The sequence below is a fragment of the Gordonia sp. NPDC003422 genome (assembly GCF_053588675.1).
Genome location: NZ_JBSFQL010000003.1, coordinates 226,896 through 246,037, shown reverse-complemented (window position 1 = coordinate 246,037; position 19,142 = coordinate 226,896). Strand labels below are relative to the sequence as shown.

18 protein-coding genes are annotated in these 19,142 nt (G+C 68.0%); 1 reads left to right on the top strand and 17 read right to left on the bottom strand.

Going from position 1 to position 19,142, the window contains the following annotated elements:
• Positions 1 to 368 precede the first annotated feature (368 nt).
• The 12 genes from ACWDTF_RS04565 to ACWDTF_RS04510 all read right to left on the bottom strand — a co-directional run bounded on the left by ACWDTF_RS04565 (position 369) and on the right by ACWDTF_RS04510 (position 13,817).
• The gene (locus tag ACWDTF_RS04565; RefSeq protein ID WP_240858327.1) at positions 369 to 1,643 is read right to left on the bottom strand and encodes a sensor histidine kinase; all 1,275 of its coding nucleotides are present in this window, start codon (positions 1,641 to 1,643) and stop codon (positions 369 to 371) included.
• A 5-nt stretch (positions 1,644 to 1,648) separates the two neighbouring features.
• Positions 1,649 to 2,287 carry a response regulator gene (locus tag ACWDTF_RS04560; RefSeq protein WP_240858337.1) on the bottom strand — a complete coding sequence of 213 codons (639 nt, stop codon included), beginning with the start codon at positions 2,285 to 2,287 and terminating at the stop codon, positions 1,649 to 1,651.
• Between the two features lie 76 nt (positions 2,288 to 2,363).
• Entirely contained in the window at positions 2,364 to 3,191 is an 828-nt protein-coding gene (gene pyrF / locus ACWDTF_RS04555; protein WP_355279210.1) for an orotidine-5'-phosphate decarboxylase, read from the bottom strand.
• Complete coding sequence (gene carB, locus ACWDTF_RS04550) at positions 3,192 to 6,527, bottom strand: carbamoyl-phosphate synthase large subunit (RefSeq protein WP_240858367.1); 3,336 nt, start codon at positions 6,525 to 6,527, stop codon at positions 3,192 to 3,194. It abuts the gene before it with no gap.
• The gene (gene carA, locus ACWDTF_RS04545; protein WP_240858388.1) at positions 6,527 to 7,681 is read right to left on the bottom strand and encodes a glutamine-hydrolyzing carbamoyl-phosphate synthase small subunit; all 1,155 of its coding nucleotides are present in this window, start codon (positions 7,679 to 7,681) and stop codon (positions 6,527 to 6,529) included. Before carA ends, carB begins: the two co-directional genes overlap by 1 nt.
• A complete protein-coding gene (locus ACWDTF_RS04540; RefSeq protein WP_240858395.1) occupies positions 7,678 to 8,235 on the bottom strand; it encodes a PH-like domain-containing protein in 558 nt (185 codons plus the stop codon). The genes carA and ACWDTF_RS04540 overlap by 4 nt, the downstream gene beginning before the upstream one ends.
• Positions 8,232 to 9,542 carry a dihydroorotase gene (locus ACWDTF_RS04535; protein ID WP_240858404.1) on the bottom strand — a complete coding sequence of 437 codons (1,311 nt, stop codon included), beginning with the start codon at positions 9,540 to 9,542 and terminating at the stop codon, positions 8,232 to 8,234. Before ACWDTF_RS04535 ends, ACWDTF_RS04540 begins: the two co-directional genes overlap by 4 nt.
• Positions 9,539 to 10,489, bottom strand: a complete 951-nt coding sequence (locus tag ACWDTF_RS04530) for an aspartate carbamoyltransferase catalytic subunit (RefSeq protein WP_240858413.1) — start codon at positions 10,487 to 10,489, stop codon at positions 9,539 to 9,541. Before ACWDTF_RS04530 ends, ACWDTF_RS04535 begins: the two co-directional genes overlap by 4 nt.
• A complete protein-coding gene (gene pyrR, locus ACWDTF_RS04525; RefSeq protein WP_240858421.1) occupies positions 10,489 to 11,073 on the bottom strand; it encodes a bifunctional pyr operon transcriptional regulator/uracil phosphoribosyltransferase PyrR in 585 nt (194 codons plus the stop codon). Before pyrR ends, ACWDTF_RS04530 begins: the two co-directional genes overlap by 1 nt.
• 539 nt (positions 11,074 to 11,612) lie before the next feature.
• Positions 11,613 to 12,095, bottom strand: a complete 483-nt coding sequence (nusB, locus tag ACWDTF_RS04520; RefSeq protein ID WP_240858427.1) for a transcription antitermination factor NusB — start codon at positions 12,093 to 12,095, stop codon at positions 11,613 to 11,615.
• A 6-nt stretch (positions 12,096 to 12,101) separates the two neighbouring features.
• On the bottom strand, positions 12,102 to 12,665 hold the full coding sequence (efp, locus tag ACWDTF_RS04515) for an elongation factor P (RefSeq protein WP_240858445.1): 564 nt from the start codon (positions 12,663 to 12,665) through the stop codon (positions 12,102 to 12,104).
• A gap of 36 nt (positions 12,666 to 12,701) precedes the next feature.
• A complete protein-coding gene (locus ACWDTF_RS04510; protein WP_240858450.1) occupies positions 12,702 to 13,817 on the bottom strand; it encodes a M24 family metallopeptidase in 1,116 nt (371 codons plus the stop codon).
• 131 nt (positions 13,818 to 13,948) lie between these two features.
• Here ACWDTF_RS04510 and ACWDTF_RS04505 point away from each other — a divergent pair, with 131 nt between their 5' ends.
• The gene (locus tag ACWDTF_RS04505; RefSeq protein WP_240858452.1) at positions 13,949 to 14,455 is read left to right on the top strand and encodes a B-4DMT family transporter; all 507 of its coding nucleotides are present in this window, start codon (positions 13,949 to 13,951) and stop codon (positions 14,453 to 14,455) included.
• 330 nt (positions 14,456 to 14,785) lie between these two features.
• Here the strand turns inward: ACWDTF_RS04505 and aroB are convergent, their stop codons facing one another.
• The 5 genes from aroB to ACWDTF_RS04480 form a co-directional block, all read right to left on the bottom strand.
• On the bottom strand, positions 14,786 to 15,925 hold the full coding sequence (aroB, locus tag ACWDTF_RS04500) for a 3-dehydroquinate synthase (protein ID WP_240858464.1): 1,140 nt from the start codon (positions 15,923 to 15,925) through the stop codon (positions 14,786 to 14,788).
• Positions 15,922 to 16,416, bottom strand: coding sequence for a shikimate kinase (locus tag ACWDTF_RS04495; RefSeq protein WP_240858673.1), 495 nt, complete (start codon positions 16,414 to 16,416; stop codon positions 15,922 to 15,924). The genes aroB and ACWDTF_RS04495 overlap by 4 nt, the downstream gene beginning before the upstream one ends.
• Positions 16,417 to 16,480: 64 nt before the next feature.
• The gene (gene aroC / locus ACWDTF_RS04490) at positions 16,481 to 17,689 is read right to left on the bottom strand and encodes a chorismate synthase (protein ID WP_240858475.1); all 1,209 of its coding nucleotides are present in this window, start codon (positions 17,687 to 17,689) and stop codon (positions 16,481 to 16,483) included.
• 62 nt (positions 17,690 to 17,751) lie between these two features.
• Positions 17,752 to 18,135, bottom strand: a complete 384-nt coding sequence (locus ACWDTF_RS04485) for an A24 family peptidase (protein WP_240858481.1) — start codon at positions 18,133 to 18,135, stop codon at positions 17,752 to 17,754.
• Positions 18,136 to 18,268: 133 nt separating this feature from the next.
• Positions 18,269 to 19,138 carry a shikimate dehydrogenase gene (locus ACWDTF_RS04480; RefSeq protein ID WP_374247080.1) on the bottom strand — a complete coding sequence of 290 codons (870 nt, stop codon included), beginning with the start codon at positions 19,136 to 19,138 and terminating at the stop codon, positions 18,269 to 18,271.
• Positions 19,139 to 19,142: the final 4 nt, after the last annotated feature.

The window sequence follows — 19,142 nt, the reverse complement described above, 5'->3', positions numbered from 1 at the left end:
ACATGACCATGTAACCCACTCGGCCGCTGTACAAACGCGGACGCGTGCTCGACCGTACCCAACGTGAGCAGGCAATTCGAGCGCGACCCCCGCGCAGAGCTTCCGTGCACATGTTGTACTTTGCGGCACCGACAACCCGGTACGGACAGCTCGCCGGGCATGCATACCCGCAGGTCAGATCGCATTATCGACCGCGCGAGAGTCTGCCGCGACACCGCTACGGCTGTGACGCGTGTGACGCAAGCGCATCCTCGAATCTTCCTAGACTTGGTGGCCCGCTCCGGTGTGTCGTGCCGATGAACTCGCCGATTCACGCAGGTCAACCGGCGCCGGGAGCGAAGCGAGCGGGCCGAGTACCTCGGGGCACATCAGCCTCCCTGACGCACCGGAACCTCGGCGATCGCGACAGTGCCCCCGGTCGGTCGGGCGTCGACGGTCAGCGTGCCACCGGCCGCTTCGAGCCGGACCCGGCGCGACATCAGACCGAGATGCCCTTCGGTCAGCCGCTCGGCGAGCCGATCACTGCCGCCGGCGTCCGACGCGAGGTCTGCGCCGATGCCGACCCCGTCGTCGACGACCACCAGCCGAGCCTGGCCGGCGTCCCACTCGGCACTCAGCTCGAGGCGATCGGCACCGGCGTGTTTGACGACGTTGGCGACCAACTCTCGCGCAGTGGCGTACAGCAACGCATCCACCGATGTGGAACCTTCGGGCGACCATCCCGCCACGTCGACCACGACGTCGAGGCCTCCGGGCACCGCGACCGAGCGACCGAGCTCATCGAGTGCCACCGCGAGCCCGTGGTGATCGAGCACCGCCGGATTGAGCGTCGTCAACGTCGAGCGCAGCAGCCGACTGGATTCGGTGAGCGCCGCGTCGAGCCGGTCGGTGGCGTCGGGATCGTCGCCGCGCCGGACATCGGAGAGGGTGTGCCGGGCAGCGAGCACGTACTGCATCGCACCGTCGTGCAGCGCGTCGGCGAGATCACGGCGTTCCCGGTCCTCGATCAGCAGCGTTTCGCTCAGCAGATGGGCCCGGTCGGCCGCGAGCGACCCGATCGTCATCACCCGGGAGCGTTGCAGCAGTGACAGCAGAACGCTGGCCAGCGCGAGTGCACCGATCACCACGGTGTGCAGGATGACCAGCGACCACGGCTCACCGTTGGCGGGACGTGCGGCGGCGGTCGTCGCGAAGTAGACCACCACGGTGGGTACTGCGATGACGGTCGGGACCCATGGGCGCAGCGACGTCGCACCCATCATCGGGATGATCGCGAAGCCGGTCAGTAATACGTCGGAGGTCCAACTGATCGAGTCGGAGCGACTGGCGAGGACGGCGAGCACCGTGAGCGCACCCAGGTCGACGAACACCGCCGACCACATCAGCCGCACCGTCACCGCGTCTCCGCGGCGGGCCAACAGGACGGTGATCACCGACCAGATCACGTAGCAGCCCACCACGATCCAGGTTGCGACGAGATAGTCGGCGGGCGGATCGAAGGCGATCACGAGCACGACGAACGCCGCGAGGATCACTCGCAACAACACCTGGATCCGGATTCCGCGCAATCCGTGGTCCAGCAGGATCTCGCGGATCGCGCCCTCGTCGGCCACCGCTGCAAGACCGCGCTCGTCGTCGGCCATCGGCGTCAGTCGATGAGCCCGCGCCGCAGGCCTTCGGCGACCGCGGCGGCGCGGTCGGAGACCCCAAGCTTCTCGTACAGGCGCTGGGTGTGGGTCTTCACCGTCGACGCCCCGATGAACAGTTCAGCCGCAAGCTGCGGGATCGACAGCCCACGGGCAAATCCGGCGAGCACCTGCGACTCCCGCTCACTCAGTGCCGGGGTCTCCGGCGCGGTGTGCATGCGGATCTGGTCGACGAGACCACCGGCCAGTTCGGCCGGCACCACGGTCTCCCCTTTCGCGACGCGCATCACGCCGCCGACGATCGCGTCCCGATCCGAGTCCTTGGACAAGTAGCCACTCGCGCCGCGCTGCAGGGCCTCGAAGACGATCGGCGCGTCGGTCACCGCGGACAGCAACAGGACCCGGGTGCTCAGTCCGTCGCGGGTCACTGCATGCGCGACGTCGGCCCCGGTCATCCCCGGCATCTGGTAGTCCACGACCGCGACATCCGGTGCGGTCTCGCGGATCATGTCGAGCCCGGCACGCCCGTCGCCGGCCTCCCCGACCACCGAGATGCGACCGCTGCTCGTCAGTCCACGCGCGAGGCCGTCACGAAAGAACGGATGATCATCGACGACGACCACTGTCACCAGCGCATTCACCTCGGCTCCCCAATCACCCGCCGAGTCTATCGCCGACGCGTCACCCGCAACGTAGATCCCGGACGAGGGCGTCGCGTCACCTCGACAGCGCGGCTTCGACCTCGTCGATGGTCTGTTCACACGCCGCGCGCAACGTGACCACATCGGGGCCATGCCGCAGGACGCCGCGGGAACTGGCGGGCAGCACCCAGCGCAGGTGTGCACCGTAAAACACCGCGGGCAGGTCGGACGGGGTGGCGCCCTGCGCACCGAGTCCGGGCGCGAGGATCGGCGCCGTGAAGCCACTCAGGTCGAGGCCATGGTTGCGGGTGGCGCCGACGACGAGGCCGACCGTCACACCCTCGCCGTTCTCCGCCGCGGCGGCGTCGACCATCGACTGCGCGACAAATCCGGCCCCGGTGTCGGCGAGCTGCACCCCAACGCCCTCCGGGTTGGACGTCCGAGCCAGGACGAACACCCCGCGATCCGACCGTCGAGCCGCGTCGAGCGCAGGACGGAGCGACTCGAATCCCAGGTAGGGCGAGGCCGTCACCGCGTCCGAGCACAGCGGCGAGGTGTCGTCGAGCCACGCGTGTGCATAGGCGGCCATGGTGGTGCCGATGTCACCGCGTTTGGCGTCGGCAAGCACCAGGGCGCCGAGTTCCCGGCAGCGACGGATGGTTTCTTCGAGCACCGCGAAACCGCCCGAACCGAACGCCTCGAAGAACGCGACCTGCGGTTTGATCACGGCGGCCACCGGCCCGAGTGCTTCGGCACACACCTCGGCGAACCGGGCGAGCCCGTCCACGGACACCGGCAGACCCCACTGCTCGAGCAACTCGGCGTGTGGATCGATACCCGCGCAGAGCCGGCCGCGCGTGTCGACGGCCTGCCGGTAGCGCGCCGCGAAGCCCGAATCGGTCACCTATCCCTCACCCACCAGCGCGCGGTGACGTTCCTGCAGCGACTGCACGCCCACCTGGCCGCGAATGGCTGCCTCGATGCCCTGCACCGCGGCGCTCGCACCCTGCACCGTGGTGATGCACGGAATACCCACCGTCACAGCGGCGCTGCGGATCTCGTAGCCGTCGACGCGAGGTCCGGACTGGCCGTACGGGGTGTTGATCACCATGCTCACCTCGCCGGCCCGAATGGTGTCGACGATGTTGGTCTCCCCCGGTCCCGACTCGAAGTGCTTGCGGACCGTGGTGGCCTCGATGCCGTTGCGCCGCAGGACATCCGCGGTGCCCTCGGTGGCCAGGATGGTGAACCCGAGGTCGGCGAGGTGCTTGACCGGGAAGATCAGCGCCCGCTTGTCCTTGTTGGCCACCGACACGAAGATCGCGCCCGACGTGGGCAGCGACCCGTAGGCCGCCGTCTGCGACTTGGCAAAGGCTCGACCGAAGTCGGCGTCGATACCCATCACCTCGCCGGTCGACTTCATCTCCGGCGAGAGCAGGGAGTCCACCCCGGTGCCGTCGTAGCGGCGGAACCGGTTGAACGGCAGCACCGCTTCCTTGACCGAGATGGGCGCATGCGCCGGGGCCTCGCCGCCGTCGCCCTCGGCGGGCAGCAGTCCACTCGCGCGCAGGTCGGCGATCGACTCACCCAGCATCACCCGGGCGCACGCCTTGGCCAGCGGCACGGCGGTCGCCTTGGATACGAACGGAACGGTCCGGCTTGCGCGCGGGTTCGCTTCGAGGACGTAGAGGATGTCGTCCTTCAGCGCGTACTGCACGTTGAGCAGTCCTCGTACGCCGATCCCCTTGGCGAGTGCTTCGGTGGATTCGCGCACCATCGCCAGGTCGGCGCGGCCGAGCGTCACCGGGGGCAGCGCGCACGCGGAGTCGCCGGAGTGGATGCCCGCTTCCTCGATGTGCTCCATCACACCGCCGATGTAGACCTCGTCGCCGTCGCACAGCGCGTCGACGTCGATCTCCACCGCGTCCTCGAGGAACCGGTCGACGAGGACCGGATGGTCGGGCGTCAATTCCGTTGCGCGGGAGATGTAATCAGCCAGCGACTGCTCGTCGTAGACGATCTCCATGCCGCGCCCGCCGAGCACGTACGACGGACGCACGAGCACCGGATAACCGATCCGGGCAGCAGTGTCACGAGCCTCGTCGAAGCTGGTCGCGGTGCCGAAGGCAGGGGCGGGCAACCCCGCCGCGGTCAACACCTTGCCGAATTCGCCACGGTCCTCGGCGAGGTCGATCGCGGCCGGCGAGGTGCCGACGATCGGCACCCCCGCGCCCTGCAGACGGTCGGCGAGACCCAGCGGTGTCTGGCCGCCGAGCTGCACGATGACACCGGCGACCCGACCCGACTTCGACTCCGCGTAGAACACCTCGAGAACGTCCTCGAAGGTGAGGGGCTCGAAGTAGAGACGGTCGGCGGTGTCGTAGTCGGTGGACACCGTCTCGGGGTTGCAGTTGACCATCACGGTCTCGTAGCCCGCTTCGGACAACGTGAGCGCCGCGTGCACGCAGGAGTAGTCGAATTCGATGCCCTGCCCGATGCGGTTGGGGCCCGAACCGAGGATCAGCACCTTCTCCCGTTCGGTCTGCGGTGCGATCTCACTCGTCGCGGCGGGATCGAGTTCGTAGGTGGAGTAGTGATACGGCGTACGCGCCTCGAACTCGGCCGCGCACGTGTCGACGGTCTTGTAGACCGGACGCACGCCGAGACCCACCCGGAATTCGCGCACGGCGTCCTCGTCGGCGAAATCGTCACGCAGCGCGGCGATCTGCTTGTCGGAGAACCCGGTGCTCTTGGCTTCGCGCAGCAGATCCTCATCGAGGCGTCCGGCGTCGCGGATATCGGCCCCGAGTGCCGCGATCCCGCCGATCTCGGCCAGGAACCACGGGTCGATGGCGGTCGCCTCGTAGAGCTGCTCGATGGTGGCGCCGGCGTCGAACGCCAGCATCAGCCCGTAGAGCCGACCGTCCTTCGGCGTACGAAGCTCCTCCAGAAGTGCGGGCAGGTCGATGGTGGCCGGATCTTGGCGGGCCGGTTCGGTCCAGAACCCGGCGGCCTTGGTCTCCAGCGAGCGCATCACCTTGCCGAGCGCCTCGGCGAAGCTGCGTCCGAGGCTCATCGCCTCGCCCACCGACTTCATGGTGGTGGTGAGGGTGTCGTCGGCACCCGGGAACTTCTCGAAGGCGAACCGCGGCGCCTTGACGACCACGTAGTCGAGGGTCGGCTCGAAGCAGGCCGGGGTTTCCTTGGTGATGTCGTTGACGATCTCGTCGAGGCTGTAGCCGATGGCGAGCTTGGCGGCGATCTTGGCGATCGGGAAACCCGTTGCCTTGGAAGCCAATGCCGACGACCGCGACACACGCGGGTTCATCTCGATCACCACGAGCCGACCGTCGCGCGGGTCCTGGGCGAACTGGATGTTGCAGCCGCCGGTGTCGACGCCGACCTCGCGCAGGATGTCGATCGAGAGGTCACGCATGATCTGGTATTCGCGGTCGGTGAGCGTCATCGCCGGCGCGACGGTCACCGAGTCGCCGGTGTGCACGCCCACCGGGTCGAGGTTCTCGATGGAGCAGACCACCACGACGTTGTCGCGGTTGTCGCGCATCAGCTCGAGTTCGTATTCCTTCCAGCCGAGGATCGACTCCTCGATCAGCACGTTCGCAGTCGGCGAGGCGGCCAGACCGCCGCCGGCGATCCGCTCGAGGTCGGCGTCGTCGTAGGCCATGCCGGAGCCGAGCCCGCCCATCGTGAACGACGGCCGCACGACGACCGGGAAGCCCAGTTCGGCGACGGTGTCACGCACCTCGTCCATGGTGTGACATACCCGCGATCGGGCGCTCTCACCGCCGACCTTCTCGACGATGTCCTTGAACATCTGCCGGTCCTCGCCGCGCTGGATGGCGTCGAAGTCGGCACCGATCAGCTCGATGCCGTACTTCTCCAGCGATCCCCGATCATGCAGTGCGACAGCGGTGTTGAGTGCGGTCTGCCCACCGAGGGTGGCCAGCACGGCGTCGATCGGGTGACCGGCGTCGCGTTCGGCCTCGATCACCTTCTCCACGTATTCGGCGGTGATCGGCTCGATGTAGGTGGCGTCGGCGAACTCCGGGTCGGTCATGATGGTCGCCGGGTTGGAGTTGACCAGGCTGACGCGCAGCCCCTCGGCCTTGAGCACCCGGCATGCCTGCGTGCCCGAGTAATCGAACTCGCAGGCCTGTCCGATGACGATCGGTCCGGAACCGATGACCAGGACGTGGGAGATGTCGGTACGGCGTGGCATCAGGCCCCACGTCCTTCCAGCAGTGTCACGAATTTGTCGAAGAGGTAGGCGGCATCGTGCGGACCGGCCGCGGCCTCCGGGTGGTACTGCACCGAGAAGGCCCGGCCGGACATCAATTCGACGCCCTCCACGGTGCCGTCGTTGGCGCACACATGGCTGACGCGGGCGCGGCCGAAGTCGGTGTCGAACTCCTCGCCCGCCTCGCCGTCGAGGGCGAAGCCGTGGTTCTGTGCCGTGATCGACACCTTGCCGGTGGCAGAGTCGATGACCGGGATGTTGATCCCGCGGTGGCCGAACTTCATCTTGTAGGTGCCGCGGCCGAGCGCGCGGCCGAGGATCTGGTTACCGAAGCAGATGCCGAAGAGCGGCAGGTCGGCGCCGAGGACATCCCGGGTGAGGTTCACGATCGCGTCGGCCGTCGCGGGGTCGCCGGGACCGTTGGACAGGAACACACCGTCGGGATTGCGGGCGGTGATGGCCGCGAGGTCGGTGTTCGACGGCAGCACGTGGACCCGCACGCCTCGCTGCGCGAACATCCGCGGGGTGTTGGTCTTGATGCCCAGATCGATTGCGGCGACGGTGAATCGGGCCGGCGCCTTCGGCTCCACCACGTAGCCGGTGTCGGTGGTGACCTCCCCGGCCAGGTTGGCGCCCTTCATCTCCGGCTGGTTGCGCACCCGGCTGAGCAACTCGTCGGTGTCGGAGACAGCCGCGCCGGAGAAGACGCCGGCACGCATCGAGCCGTGGTCGCGCAGGGTGCGCACCGCGGCACGCGTGTCGATCCCGGCGATGCCGACGATCCCCTGCCGCACCAGTTCGTCCTCCAGCGAGGTCGTCGCGCGCCAATTCGACACCCGCCGAGTGGGATTGCGCACCGCGTACCCGGCGACCCAGATCTTTCCGGAATCGCCGTCGGCGTCGGAACTGCCTGCGCTTCCGGTGGATTCGCCGTCCTCGCGGTTCCATCCGGTGTTACCGATCTGCGGCGCGGTGGCCACCACGATCTGGCGGTGGTAGCTCGGATCGGTCAGCGTCTCCTGATACCCGGTCATTGCGGTACAGAACACCGCCTCACCGAGGGTCTCGCCGACTGCACCGAAAGCCCGGCCGGTGAACACCTGGCCGTTCTCCAGCACCAGAACCGCTGTGCTCATTGCTCTTTCCCCTGTTCCTCTGAACCCGATCCCGGGGCATCGGCTTCGCTCGATGGCTGATCGGCGAAGGCATGCACCCAGTCGGGGTAGATCGTCTTGTCGTCTGCGCGCAGACCGGAATCGATCTCGGTGCCGGTCGGCAATACCCAACGGACCACCAGGACGCCGTCGGCGGTCATCACCTTGCCCGCGAGTCCCCGCTCGGTCCGCACCGCGGTGATGGACTCGCGCGGAATCCAGATTGTGCTGGCGCCCCTGCGCTCGAGCAGGATTCCCGCCGCGTAGGCGCTCATCGACGCGCTTGCCCGGTCACCGACGTCCCCGACAGCGATGCGGTTCTGCCAACTCGGCGCCAACGTGCTGCCGACGTACAGTCCGGTGTGCGGGCCCAGTTGCGCCTCGCCGAGATCTGCCGGCGGCGTGGGCATCTCACCGATGAGATCGGCCTGCCGACGGCCACGGTTGCGCCAGCCGCGCAGAATCAGGGCCACCAAACCGGCCCAGGCCACCACCACGATGACGACGATGACGATGTCGTATGCGGCGTCGCTCACGCACTCACCCGCCCGTCGACTGCGGTCACCACGCCGCGCAGCAGTGTCGCGGTGACGGTGGCGGGCATGGTCATCGCCTCGTAAGGCGTATTGCGGGACAGGCTCGCCAGGTCGGCGCCACGGACCACCCACGAGGTGTCCGGGTCGACGATGGCCAGGTTGGCCGGCTCGCCGACCTCGATCGGGCGCCCCTGATCGGTCAGGCCCACGATGGCGGCCGGGCGTTCACTCATCACCCGAGCGACACCGCGCCAGTCGAGCAGACCCGGCTTCACCATGGTCTCGACGATGATCGGCAGAGCGGTCTCCAGACCGAGCATGCCGGGGCGAGCGAGGGCGAACTCGCAGCACTTCTCCTGCGCAGCGTGAGGTGCGTGATCGGTGGCGACGCAATCCACCACACCGTCGGCAAGCGCCTGCCGCAGGGCAAGATTGTCGCTGGGCTCGCGCAACGGCGGATTGACCTTGTTCACCGGGTCATAGGTGGCCAGACGGTCGTCGGCGAGCAGCAGGTGATGCGGGGTGACCTCGGCGGTGATCGAGATGCCCTGGTCCTTGGCCCAGCGCAGCAGTTCCACGGTGCCCGCGGTCGACGCGTGGCAGATGTGCACGCGGGTCCCGGCGTCGCGTGCGAGCAATGCGTCGCGCACGACGATGGACTCCTCGGCGGCGCGTGGCCAGCCCGCGAGACCCAGCCGTGCGGCTGTCGGCCCCTCGTGCGCGACCGCACCCACCGTGAGACGCGGTTCCTCGGCGTGCTGGGCGATCAGGACGTCGAGTCCCTTTGCGTACTCGAGGGCGCGCCGCATGAGCAGCGGGTCGGACACACATTTGCCGTCGTCGCTGAACATGCGCACACCGGCGGCACCGGCCGCCATCATGCCCATCTCGGCCAGTTGCTTGCCCTCGAGTCCGACGGTGACGGCCCCGACCGGGTGGACGTCGACGAGTCCGACCTCCCGGCCGGTGCGCCAGACGTTGTCGGTGATGGTCGAATTATCGGCGACCGGGTTGGTGTTGGCCATCGCGAACACGGCGGTGTAACCGCCCAATGCCGCTGCGGCAGAACCGCTTCGGATGGTCTCGGTGTCTTCACGACCGGGTTCGCGCAGGTGTGTGTGCAGGTCGACGAACCCCGGCAGCGCCACGCCGCCGTTGCCGTCGACCCGCTCGATGTTCTCGGGCGCGTCGAGGTCGGTGCCGATCGCGGTGATGGTGCCGTCCTCGACGAGAACGTCGACCGCATTGCCCTCGCCGTACGGCCGGACGCTCGAGATCAGCACCGATCCACTCGCCGGGGTGTTCACAATTGCGCTCCTGCCGAATCGCTTCCGACGAGGAGTCGGAAGAGCACCGCCATGCGGACGTGCACGCCGTTACGTACCTGTTCGAGCACCGCCGCCCGTGGCGAGTCGGCGACCGAATAGCCGATCTCCATCCCGCGCAGCATCGGCCCGGGATGCAGGACCACGGCGTCGTCGGACAGCAGCGCGAGTCGTCGTTCGTTGAGGCCGAACCGCACCGAGTATTCGCGTGCACTCGGGAAGAACCCGCCGTTCATCCGCTCGGCCTGCACCCGCAGCATCATCACCGCGTCGACGGCGGCGAGTTCGGCGTCGAGATTCCCCGACACCGCAACCGGCCACTGTTCGACACCGACCGGGAGCAGCGTCGGCGGTGCAACCAGCACCACCTCGGCGCCCAGCGTGGCCAGCAGGTGCGCGTTCGAGCGCGCCACCCGCGAGTGCACCACGTCGCCGACGATGGCGATCCGTCGGCCGTCGAGCGAACCGAGGCGTTGGCGCAGGGTCAGCGCATCGAGGAGTGCCTGCGTGGGGTGTTCGTGAGTGCCGTCGCCGGCATTGATCACCGCAGGTCCGTCACCATCGGGACCGGTGGTCCAGTCCGCGATCTGGGCCGGCGCACCCGACGCCGGATGGCGCACGATCAGCGCGTCGGCACCCGCGGCGCGCAGCGTCTTCGCGGTGTCGCGCAGCGACTCCCCCTTGCCCGCAGACGAACTCGAGGCGCTGACGTTGATCACGTCGGCACTCATCCACTTGCCGGCGACCTCGAAGGACACGCGCGTGCGGGTGGAGTTCTCGTAGAACACGGTCATCACCGTGCGGCCGCGGAGCGTCGGTAGCTTGCGGACCTCCCGGCCCATCAGTGCCTGCTCGAACCGCTCCGCGTCGTCGAGCAGTTCGGTGGCCTCGTCGAGGGTCAGGTCCGCGGTCGACAGCAGATGTCGCATCACGCATCAGCCTCGTCGGATGCCGGACCCGATGCCGGACGCAGGACCACCTCGTCGACGCCGTCGTGCTCCACGAGGTGCACGGCGACGTTCTCGTCGCGCGAGGTCGGGATGTTCTTGCCGACGTAGTCGGCCCGCAGCGGCAGCTCACGGTGACCACGATCGACCAGCACCGCCAGTTGCACCGCGGCCGGTCTGCCGAGGTCGCGCAGGGCGTCGAGCGCCGCGCGAACTGTCCGGCCCGAGTAGAGGACGTCGTCGACGAGGATGACGACGGCGTTGTCGACACCACCGCGCGGCACCATGGTCCGTTCGAGCGGACGGTGCGGTTTGGCGCGCAGGTCGTCGCGATACAGCGTGATGTCGAGGTAGCCGACGGGAATGTCGGTGCCCGCGAACTCATTGATCTTGGCTCCCAGCCGAGTCGCAAGAGTTGTTCCGCGGGTGGGGATTCCGATGAGAACGACGCGAGGTGCGTCGGGTGAGTCGAGCGCTGTCTTCTCGATCACCTGATGGGCGACCCGGGCGATCGTCCGGGACACATCGGCGGCGTCGAGCAAGACCCTGCCATGCGGGCTGGCCAAAGCCGACCTCCTTCTCCGCCTCTCGGGACGGATCGTTAAAGGATGTCTGTCTCGCGACACTCTACACGGACCGGCGACCCGGCCGTGCGGCGCGGCGGCACGAGCAGCGCATGCGAGCGTCCCGAAGGGTGCGGGCCTGCCTCGAAGCTGTCATCAGCCGGCCGTCACGAGCGAGAGCGCGATCGGCCACGAACGCTCGGATCAGCGACCCACCCGCCGCCTGCGGCGGCGATCGTGGAGGCGGGAAGAGGGCCGTGGAGCGCGACGCGGCAACGATGATCCACGAAAAATAGGGGAAGAAACTCGTCCCCTATCCCTGGAGTCCTCCCCGCGAATTTTCTCGCGGACGACTCAACAAGCAGGGACAGAAAGTAGGGGAAGAACCTTCCCCTACTTTCAGTGGCCCGGCGCCTCGCTGACGTGGCCCGTTCACCTGCCCTTCGAGGCATCCCTCGGCCGGCGCCTCGGGCACCTCAGAGAGCGGTGGGGTGGTGGACGCTTATGTGCAGGTCAGAGCGCTAATCACCGAACTCTTCGGATCAGCGCGCGGGTCCGTCGGTTCTGCCGTCAGCATCACCTGCGGCGGCCGCGGCCCGCACTTGCGGGGCAAGCTCGGCGATCTTCCCGAGCACGCCGTTGACGAACGCGGGCGAGTCGTCGGTGGAGAGTTCCTTGGCGAGCTCGACCGCCTCGTCGACGACGACGATGGTGTCGACGTCGACCGAATTGAACAGCTCCCACGTCGCGAGACGCATGATCGCGCGGTCGACGGCGGGCAGCCGTTCGAGCGTCCAGTCACGCAGGTGCGATGACAGGACGGCGTCGATCTGTGGCTGATCGGTGGCGAGTCCCTCGATCACCGTCGCGGTGTAGTCGTGGATGGCGCCGACACTCTCATCGTCGCGCACGAGTTCGCGGCGTTCGGCGACGAGCGCAGCGGGGCTGACCTGCTTGGCTTCCGCCTCGAAGAGCAGGTCGACGGCTCGGCGTCGCGCCTTGTGCCGGGTTCCGGGTTGTTTCACTGGCTACTACGAGTTGACGCGGCCGAGGTAGCTGCCGTCGCGCGAATCGACCTTCAGCTTGTCTCCGGTGTTGATGAACAGCGGCACGTTGATCTCGGCACCCGTCTCCAGCTTCGCGGGCTTGGTGCCACCGGTCGAGCGGTCACCCTGCAGGCCGGGATCGGTGTGCTCGACGATGAGCTCGACGGTGACCGGGAGCTCGACGAACAGCGGGTTGCCCTCGTTGAGCGAGACCTGGACGGTCATGTTCTCGAGCAGGAACCGCGCGCCGTCGCCGACGGTGGCCGGCGGGATCGCGAACTGCTCGTAGTCCTGCTGATCCATGAAGACGTAGTCGGTGCCGTCGTTGTACAGGTACTGCATGTCGCGACGGTCGACGGTCGCGGTCTCCACCTTGACGCCCGCGTTGAAGGTCTTGTCGACGGTCTTGCCCGACAGCACGTTCTTGATCTTGGTGCGCACGAATGCGGGTCCCTTGCCGGGCTTGACGTGCTGGAACTCCAGGATCTGCCAAAGCTGATCGTCCATGCGCAGCACGAGGCCGTTCTTGAAATCGGCGGTGGTCGCCATAATCGTCAGTCTCTTCTCTCTACATCGAAATGCCCGTCAGATGACGGTGAACGTCTTGTCGGTGGCGGTCAGCAGGTCCGGTTCACCATCGGTGACGACGAGTGTGTCCTCGATGCGTACTCCACCACACCCTGGGAGGTATACGCCGGGCTCCACGGTCACCGCTGCGCCGCATGGCAGTGTACCCGCAGCGAGTTTCCCGATTCCCGGCGCTTCGTGGATTTCCAGGCCGACGCCGTGTCCGAGGCCGTGCACATAGCGCTCACCGTGTCCGGCCGCGTCGATGACGTCGCGTGCGGCGGCATCCACCGCGCGCAGGTCTGCGCCCGGCCGCAGGGCCGCTCGACCGGCCGCCTGCGCGGTCGCCACCAGCTCATAGAGCTCGCGCTGCCAATCGGCCGCCCGGTTCAGCACAAGAGTCCGGGTCATGTCGGAGTGGTATCCGGCATAGACCGCCCCGAAGTCGATCTTGACCAGGTCGCCGTCGGCCAGCGCGGCATCGGTCGGACGATGATGCGGAACAGCCGAGTTGGCGCCCGCTGCGACGATGGTCTCGAACGCTATCCCGTCGGCACCGAGCCGGTACATCGCCCATTCGAGCGCCCTCGCGACCTCGCGTTCGGTGGCGCCCGCCCGGATCACCCCGTCGGCGATGATCCTGGCCAGTGCGGCGTCGCCGATCGCGCATGCCGCTCGGAGCAGGGCGATCTCGTGGGCGTCCTTGACCGCTCGGAGTTCCTGGACCAGGCCCGAGATGCCGATCAGCTCGATGCCGGCGTCGGCGAACCGCTCGCTCAAGCCGTGGTGTGCGGCGACGGTCATCGTGTCGGATTCGAAACCGATCCGTGTCCGACCGGCACTGCGTGCCTGCTCGATGAGCGCGGGAGGACAGTTGCGTTCGATCACGGCTTCGAGGTCGGGCACCTGACGGGCCACCTGGGTCAGGTAGCGGCCGTCGGTGCAGATCCGGTCGAGTCCGGGATCCTCGGCGTCGATGAGAACTGCGGCGTTGGACCCGGTGAATCCGGTCAGGTAGCGGACGTTGATCAGGTTCGACACCACGAAGGCCGCCACCGGCTCATCCGCCCCCGCCAGCTGGTCACGGACCCGCTGTCGCCGAGCCTGGGTCGTTGCCGTGCTTGTCGTTGCCACGACTGCCACGCTACGACGGTGCACGGCGCGGTGTCGTATTCGGGTCCCGCCGAAGTCATCCCCCGTCGCTCCGCTCGCCCCGGCGGGGGCATGTGTTCCGTAACACGTCGACGCTGGGTAGCCTGTCCGCTATGACTTCGTGGTTGCCCCGTGGCCTGGTGATGGCCGCTGTTCACATCCTCGCGCGTGTCCTGCTCGGTGTGGCCGTGGTCCAGGCCCCGCTGCACTCGACCGTGTGGAAGACCATCGCGGTCGCTGCCGTCGTGCTGGTCGCCCTGGTGTGGGGTGGCATCGACGGCATTCGCGACGCCCGGGCCAACCCCGACCCCGACGACTACGAGGACCTCACCGTTCGCTGGCTGCAGGCCGGTCTGGTTGCGGGCGTTCTGTCCGGTCCCATCTGCTGGCTGCTCGGCACCCTGTGGTTCGCCGGCATCGGACAGTCCAGCTTCTTCGTCGAACTGATCGCAGGTGGTTCATTCACCGCATTGCTCGTGTTCGTTCCCGCGTTCGTGGGCGCCGCTGTGGGTCGCTGGATCATCCGTCGCGATCAGAACAAGAACCGCGACGACGATTGGTCGGTCCGTGAGGACAACGACCACGACGACGCCGAGACCACCGAGGTCGCCACGCGCTGACTCTAAGAGCACTGCCTTCGGCCCCCTGAACTGCGGAAACGTATTGCTGGTTGAGTAGCGCCGTGTGAGCCTGCGAGCACGCGCGTATCGAAACCACGCAAGCCGACAATGTCAGCGACCGCAGGGCGTGGACACATCTGTCTCGCCGGATTTCGATATACAACGTTTCCAATGACCTACGCCGTAGATTTCAGTCACCACCTGGCGCAGATCTACGGCGTTGATTCCTGCCTCCACGGTCGCCGACGATGGCGGGTAGGTCGCGTATCCGAATAGTCGGGTGGCCAGCGCCGAAACACGAGAAATACGCTGGGGAATACGACCTGACGATCAGAGCAGCACGGACGACCCGTGGTCGGTGCTGTCGCCGGCGACCACCGAGTATGCGGCGGCGATCAGCGACGGGTCGGGGCCTTCGAGGCGGCCAGGGTTGGCCAGGCCGTCGAGCACCACGAAGCGCAGAACACCCGACCGGTTCTTCTTGTCCCCCGCCATCCCCTCCATGAGGTCGCCGAGCGCCTCGGGGTCATAGCTGGTGGGCAGGCCGACGAGTTGGAGGACCGACTTGTGGCGATCCGCGGTGGCGTCGTCGAGACGCCCGGCCATTCGGGCGAGCTCGGCCGCGAAGACCAACCCCACCGACACTGCCGCGCCATGGCGCCACCGATAGCGTTCGCGACGTTCGATCGCATGCCCGAGCGTGTGCCCGTAGTTCAGGATCTCGCGCAGCGACGATTCCTTGAGATCCGCCGACACGACGTCCGCCTTGACCTGGACAGACCGACGGATGAGCTCCGGCAGGACGTCGCCCGTCGGATCGAGCGCCGCCTCCGGGTCGGCTTCGATGATGTCGAGGATGGTCGGGTCGGCGATGAAGCCGGTCTTGATGACCTCGGCGAGCCCCGCGATCACTTCGTTGCGGGGCACCGTTTCCAGGGTTCCGATGTCGATCAGCACCGCGTCGGGCTCGTGGAACGAGCCGACCAGGTTCTTGCCGGCGTCGGTGTTGATTCCGGTCTTTCCGCCGACCGCAGCGTCGACCATGGCCAGCAGCGTTGTCGGGACGTGGATGACGCCGATGCCCCGCATCCAGGTGGCGGCGACAAAACCGGCGAGATCCGTGGCGGCGCCGCCGCCGAGGCTGACCACCTTGTCGTTGCGCTTGAGCCCGATCCGCCCGAAGACCTCCCAGCAGAAGGCAGCCACCGACAGGTCCTTGCCCGCCTCGGCATCCGGGATCTCAATGCGATGTGCCTCAAACCCCTTGTTGGCCAGGAACTCTCGGATCTGTTCGGCGGTCTTCGCAAGCGGCGGTTGGTAGAGGATCGCGATTCGGTCGGCACCGGCGGCCGCCGTGGCCAGCTCGCCGAGCAGGCCGCGTCCGATGATCACGTCGTACGGTGCACCCGCATCGACCCGGATGGAGACGGGCTCGGGTGAGATGGGTTCAGCCGAGTTCGGCTCGCTCATGTCGTCCTCTCGGGTAGCAGTTCACGGGCGAGTGCGGTGACGATCTCGTCGGCGACCGACTCCGGGTCGGCATGCGCGTCGACCTCGATGGTGGCGACCCCGGCATAGGTGTCGGCGCGCTCGGCAAGCAGTTCGGCGTAGCGGGCCCTGGGATCGTCGGTGCCCAGGAGCGGACGGTCGGTGCCGGCGACCCGGGCGAATCCGGCGTCGGGTCCGATGCGCAGATGCACGACGCGGTGTCCGATCAGCGCCTCGCGGATCTCCGGGGTCGTGACCGCTCCGCCACCGAGCGAGACGATCCCGGCATGATTGCGCAGGACGTCGGCGACGACGTTGCGCTCGATCTTCCGGAAACCCGAATTGCCGTCGGCGACAAAGATCTCCGGGATACTGCGACCGGTTCGCCGGACGATCTCGGTGTCGGTGTCGACGAAGTCGACGCCCAGACGGTCGGCGAGCAGGCGACCGACGGTCGACTTTCCCGCACCCATGAAGCCCACGAGCACCGCCGCGGGTTGCCTGCCCGACGGGCGCGCCGGTGTCGGGGTCTCGCTGTCAGCCACGAGGCGGCCGGGCCTCGATGACGGCGCGATAACGCTGCGCGTTGTCCGCGGTCTCGGCCGCCGAATCGCCACCGAACTTCTCGAGCGCAGCCTGGGCGAGCACCAGCGCGACCATCGCCTCCGCGACCACACCCGCGGCGGGCACCGCACACACGTCCGAGCGCTGGTGGATCGCGCTCGCCGTCTCACCGGTCGACATGTCGACGGTCGACAGCGCCCGGGGCACCGTCGAGATGGGCTTCATCGCGATCCGGACGCGCACGTCCTCGCCGTTGGTCATACCGCCCTCGAGTCCTCCTGCACGGTTGGTCGATCGCAGCACGCCGTCCGGGCCGGGCACCATCTCGTCGTGCGCCTGACTCCCCCGCCGACGCGCCGTGGTGAACCCGTCACCGACCTCCACGCCCTTGATCGCCTGAATGCCCATGAGCGCACCGGCAAGTCGCGCGTCGAGTCGGGTCTCGCCGCTGACATGGGACCCGAGTCCGACCGGCACCCCGGTCGCCACGACCTCGACCACGCCACCGAGTGTGTCGCCGTCCTTCTTGGCGGCTTCGATCTCGGCGATCATCGACTGTTCGGCGTCGGCGTCGAAGGCCCGCACCGGACTCGCGTCGATCGCGACGAGGTCGTCGTAGCGCGGTGGCATGCCGGCGTACGGTTCGCTGTCGCCGATGGAGATGACGTGCGAGAGAACCTCGATACCGAGAACTTGCCGCAGGAAGTTGCGTGCGACGGTACCGGCGGCGACGCGGGCCGCCGTCTCCCGTGCGCTCGCGCGTTCCAGGACGTTGCGAGCATCGTCGAAGCCGTACTTGAGCATCCCGGAATAGTCGGCGTGGCCGGGCCGAGGACGCGTCAGCGGCGCATTGCGCGCACTGCCCTCCAGTTCGGCCGGGTCGACGGGATCGGCCGACATCACGGTCTCCCACTTCGGCCACTCGGTGTTGCCGATCTCGATGGCGACCGGACCGCCCATCGTCGCGCCGTGCCGTAGCCCGCCGATCAGGGTCACCTTGTCGGCCTCGAACTTCATCCGCGCGCCACGGCCGTAGCCCAGACGGCGACGGGCCAATTGTTCGGCAATGTCGGACGAGGTGACCTCGACTCCGGCCACCATGCCTTCGACGAGGGCGACGAGTGCCGGGCCATGTGACTCTCCGGCGGTTATCCAGCGCAACACAGTCGTCAATTGTTCCATGCGCGCCAAAACTCAGCGGCACCCGTCCGGCACCCGTCGATCACGCCCGATCACCACCTTGATCACCAGGGCCCGGCGATCACGATCGTCGCCGCGACCAGGAACGGACCATGGGCGCCTGCCGCCCCGCCACGACGCAGCGCAAACGCACCGGCGTTGGTCAGCGCCGCGACGGCCACCAGGACCAGTGCGGCATCCCAGTGCGCCGCGAGGCCTCCACACACCAGGGCGAGCTTGACGTCTCCTCCCCCGCACCAGCCCGCGCGATGGCACCACAGGTACGGCGTCAGGGCGACCGCCGCCGCGACGCCGACCTGCGGGTGCACGACCGCGGTGGCCGATACCGCACAGATCCCCGGCCACACGAGAACATTCGGAATCCGACGAGTGCGGCGATCATGCTCGCCGATGCTCACCAGCCAGATCAGGACCGCCCAGGAAGCCATCGCCTCAGCATGGGGGCACGGTCGACCTCTGGCGTTCGACCATCCACAGGGTTCTCCCGACGCCGCGCACTCTGTGTTGAATCGGGCCATCTGTGTGCTGCAGCACACAGATTCTCCAACAGGACACAGAGTGTCAGGGGTCGAGCGCGGCGGTCATCGCCTCTCGTGGGGCGGGCAGGCCGGTGAACTGTTCCACCTGGCTGAAGGCCTGGTTCAGCAGCATCACCAGGCCCCCGACGACCTGCCCGCCCGCGGCGGTGACCGCCTGCGCCAACGGGGTCGGCCATGGGTCGTAGATGACGTCGACGACGCGGCTCGCATGCGCCACCGAGGTGGCCACGGTGGCCGCCCCCGAGGCCGGGACGGTCGACACCGCGACCCCCGCGTCGCGACACCGCTCATCCAGCGTCGGCGTCGGTTCGAAGGGCAACACCGTGGTCGCGATTCCCAGCCGATCGCACAACTCGATCACCGACCGGGCGCGGGCCGCGTCGCGCGCCACCACGGTGATCTCCTCGAAGCCCGTGGCAGCCAACGCGGCCACCGTCGGGAGTGCGGTGCCACCGGCGCCGACGAGTACCGCAGTAGGCTGCGCCGCATCGACATCCAGTGCGCGCAGCGCGCCCAGCATTCCGTCGATGTCGGTGCAGTCGGCACGCCAGCCGTCCGCGGTCCGCACCAGGGTGTTGGCCGAGCCGACCAGACGCGCGCGCTCGGTACTGACGTCGGCGTGGTCGAGCGCAGCCAGCTTGCCGGGCATCGTCACCGACAGGCCGACGAACTCGGCGTCGAGTGCGTCGACCAGAGCCGGCAATTGCTCCGCCGTGCACTCGATGCGCTCATAGGACCAGTCCGGCAGACCGAGAGCCCGATACGCGGCGAGGTGCAGATCGGGTGATCGCGAGTGCGAGACCGGTGATCCGAGCACCGCCGCACGACGAGCGGTGCGGCCGCCGGCCGGGTCGCTGAGGTCGGGACGCCCGAGTACCACCGCCGAGTCCATGTGT

Coding starts and splice junctions, on each gene's coding strand:
- ACWDTF_RS04565 (WP_240858327.1), bottom strand. CDS start 1,643: ATGGCCGACGACGAGCGCGGTCTTGCAGCGGTGGCCGACGAGGGCGCG.
- carB (WP_240858367.1), bottom strand. CDS start 6,527: ATGCCACGCCGTACCGACATCTCCCACGTCCTGGTCATCGGTTCCGGA.
- carA (WP_240858388.1), bottom strand. CDS start 7,681: ATGAGCACAGCGGTTCTGGTGCTGGAGAACGGCCAGGTGTTCACCGGC.
- ACWDTF_RS04530 (WP_240858413.1), bottom strand. CDS start 10,489: ATGCGACATCTGCTGTCGACCGCGGACCTGACCCTCGACGAGGCCACC.
- efp (WP_240858445.1), bottom strand. CDS start 12,665: ATGGCGACCACCGCCGATTTCAAGAACGGCCTCGTGCTGCGCATGGAC.
- ACWDTF_RS04505 (WP_240858452.1), top strand. CDS start 13,949: ATGACTTCGTGGTTGCCCCGTGGCCTGGTGATGGCCGCTGTTCACATC.
- aroB (WP_240858464.1), bottom strand. CDS start 15,925: ATGAGCGAGCCGAACTCGGCTGAACCCATCTCACCCGAGCCCGTCTCC.
- ACWDTF_RS04495 (WP_240858673.1), bottom strand. CDS start 16,416: ATGGGTGCGGGAAAGTCGACCGTCGGTCGCCTGCTCGCCGACCGTCTG.
- aroC (WP_240858475.1), bottom strand. CDS start 17,689: ATGGAACAATTGACGACTGTGTTGCGCTGGATAACCGCCGGAGAGTCA.
- ACWDTF_RS04485 (WP_240858481.1), bottom strand. CDS start 18,135: ATGGCTTCCTGGGCGGTCCTGATCTGGCTGGTGAGCATCGGCGAGCAT.
- ACWDTF_RS04480 (WP_374247080.1), bottom strand. CDS start 19,138: ATGGACTCGGCGGTGGTACTCGGGCGTCCCGACCTCAGCGACCCGGCC.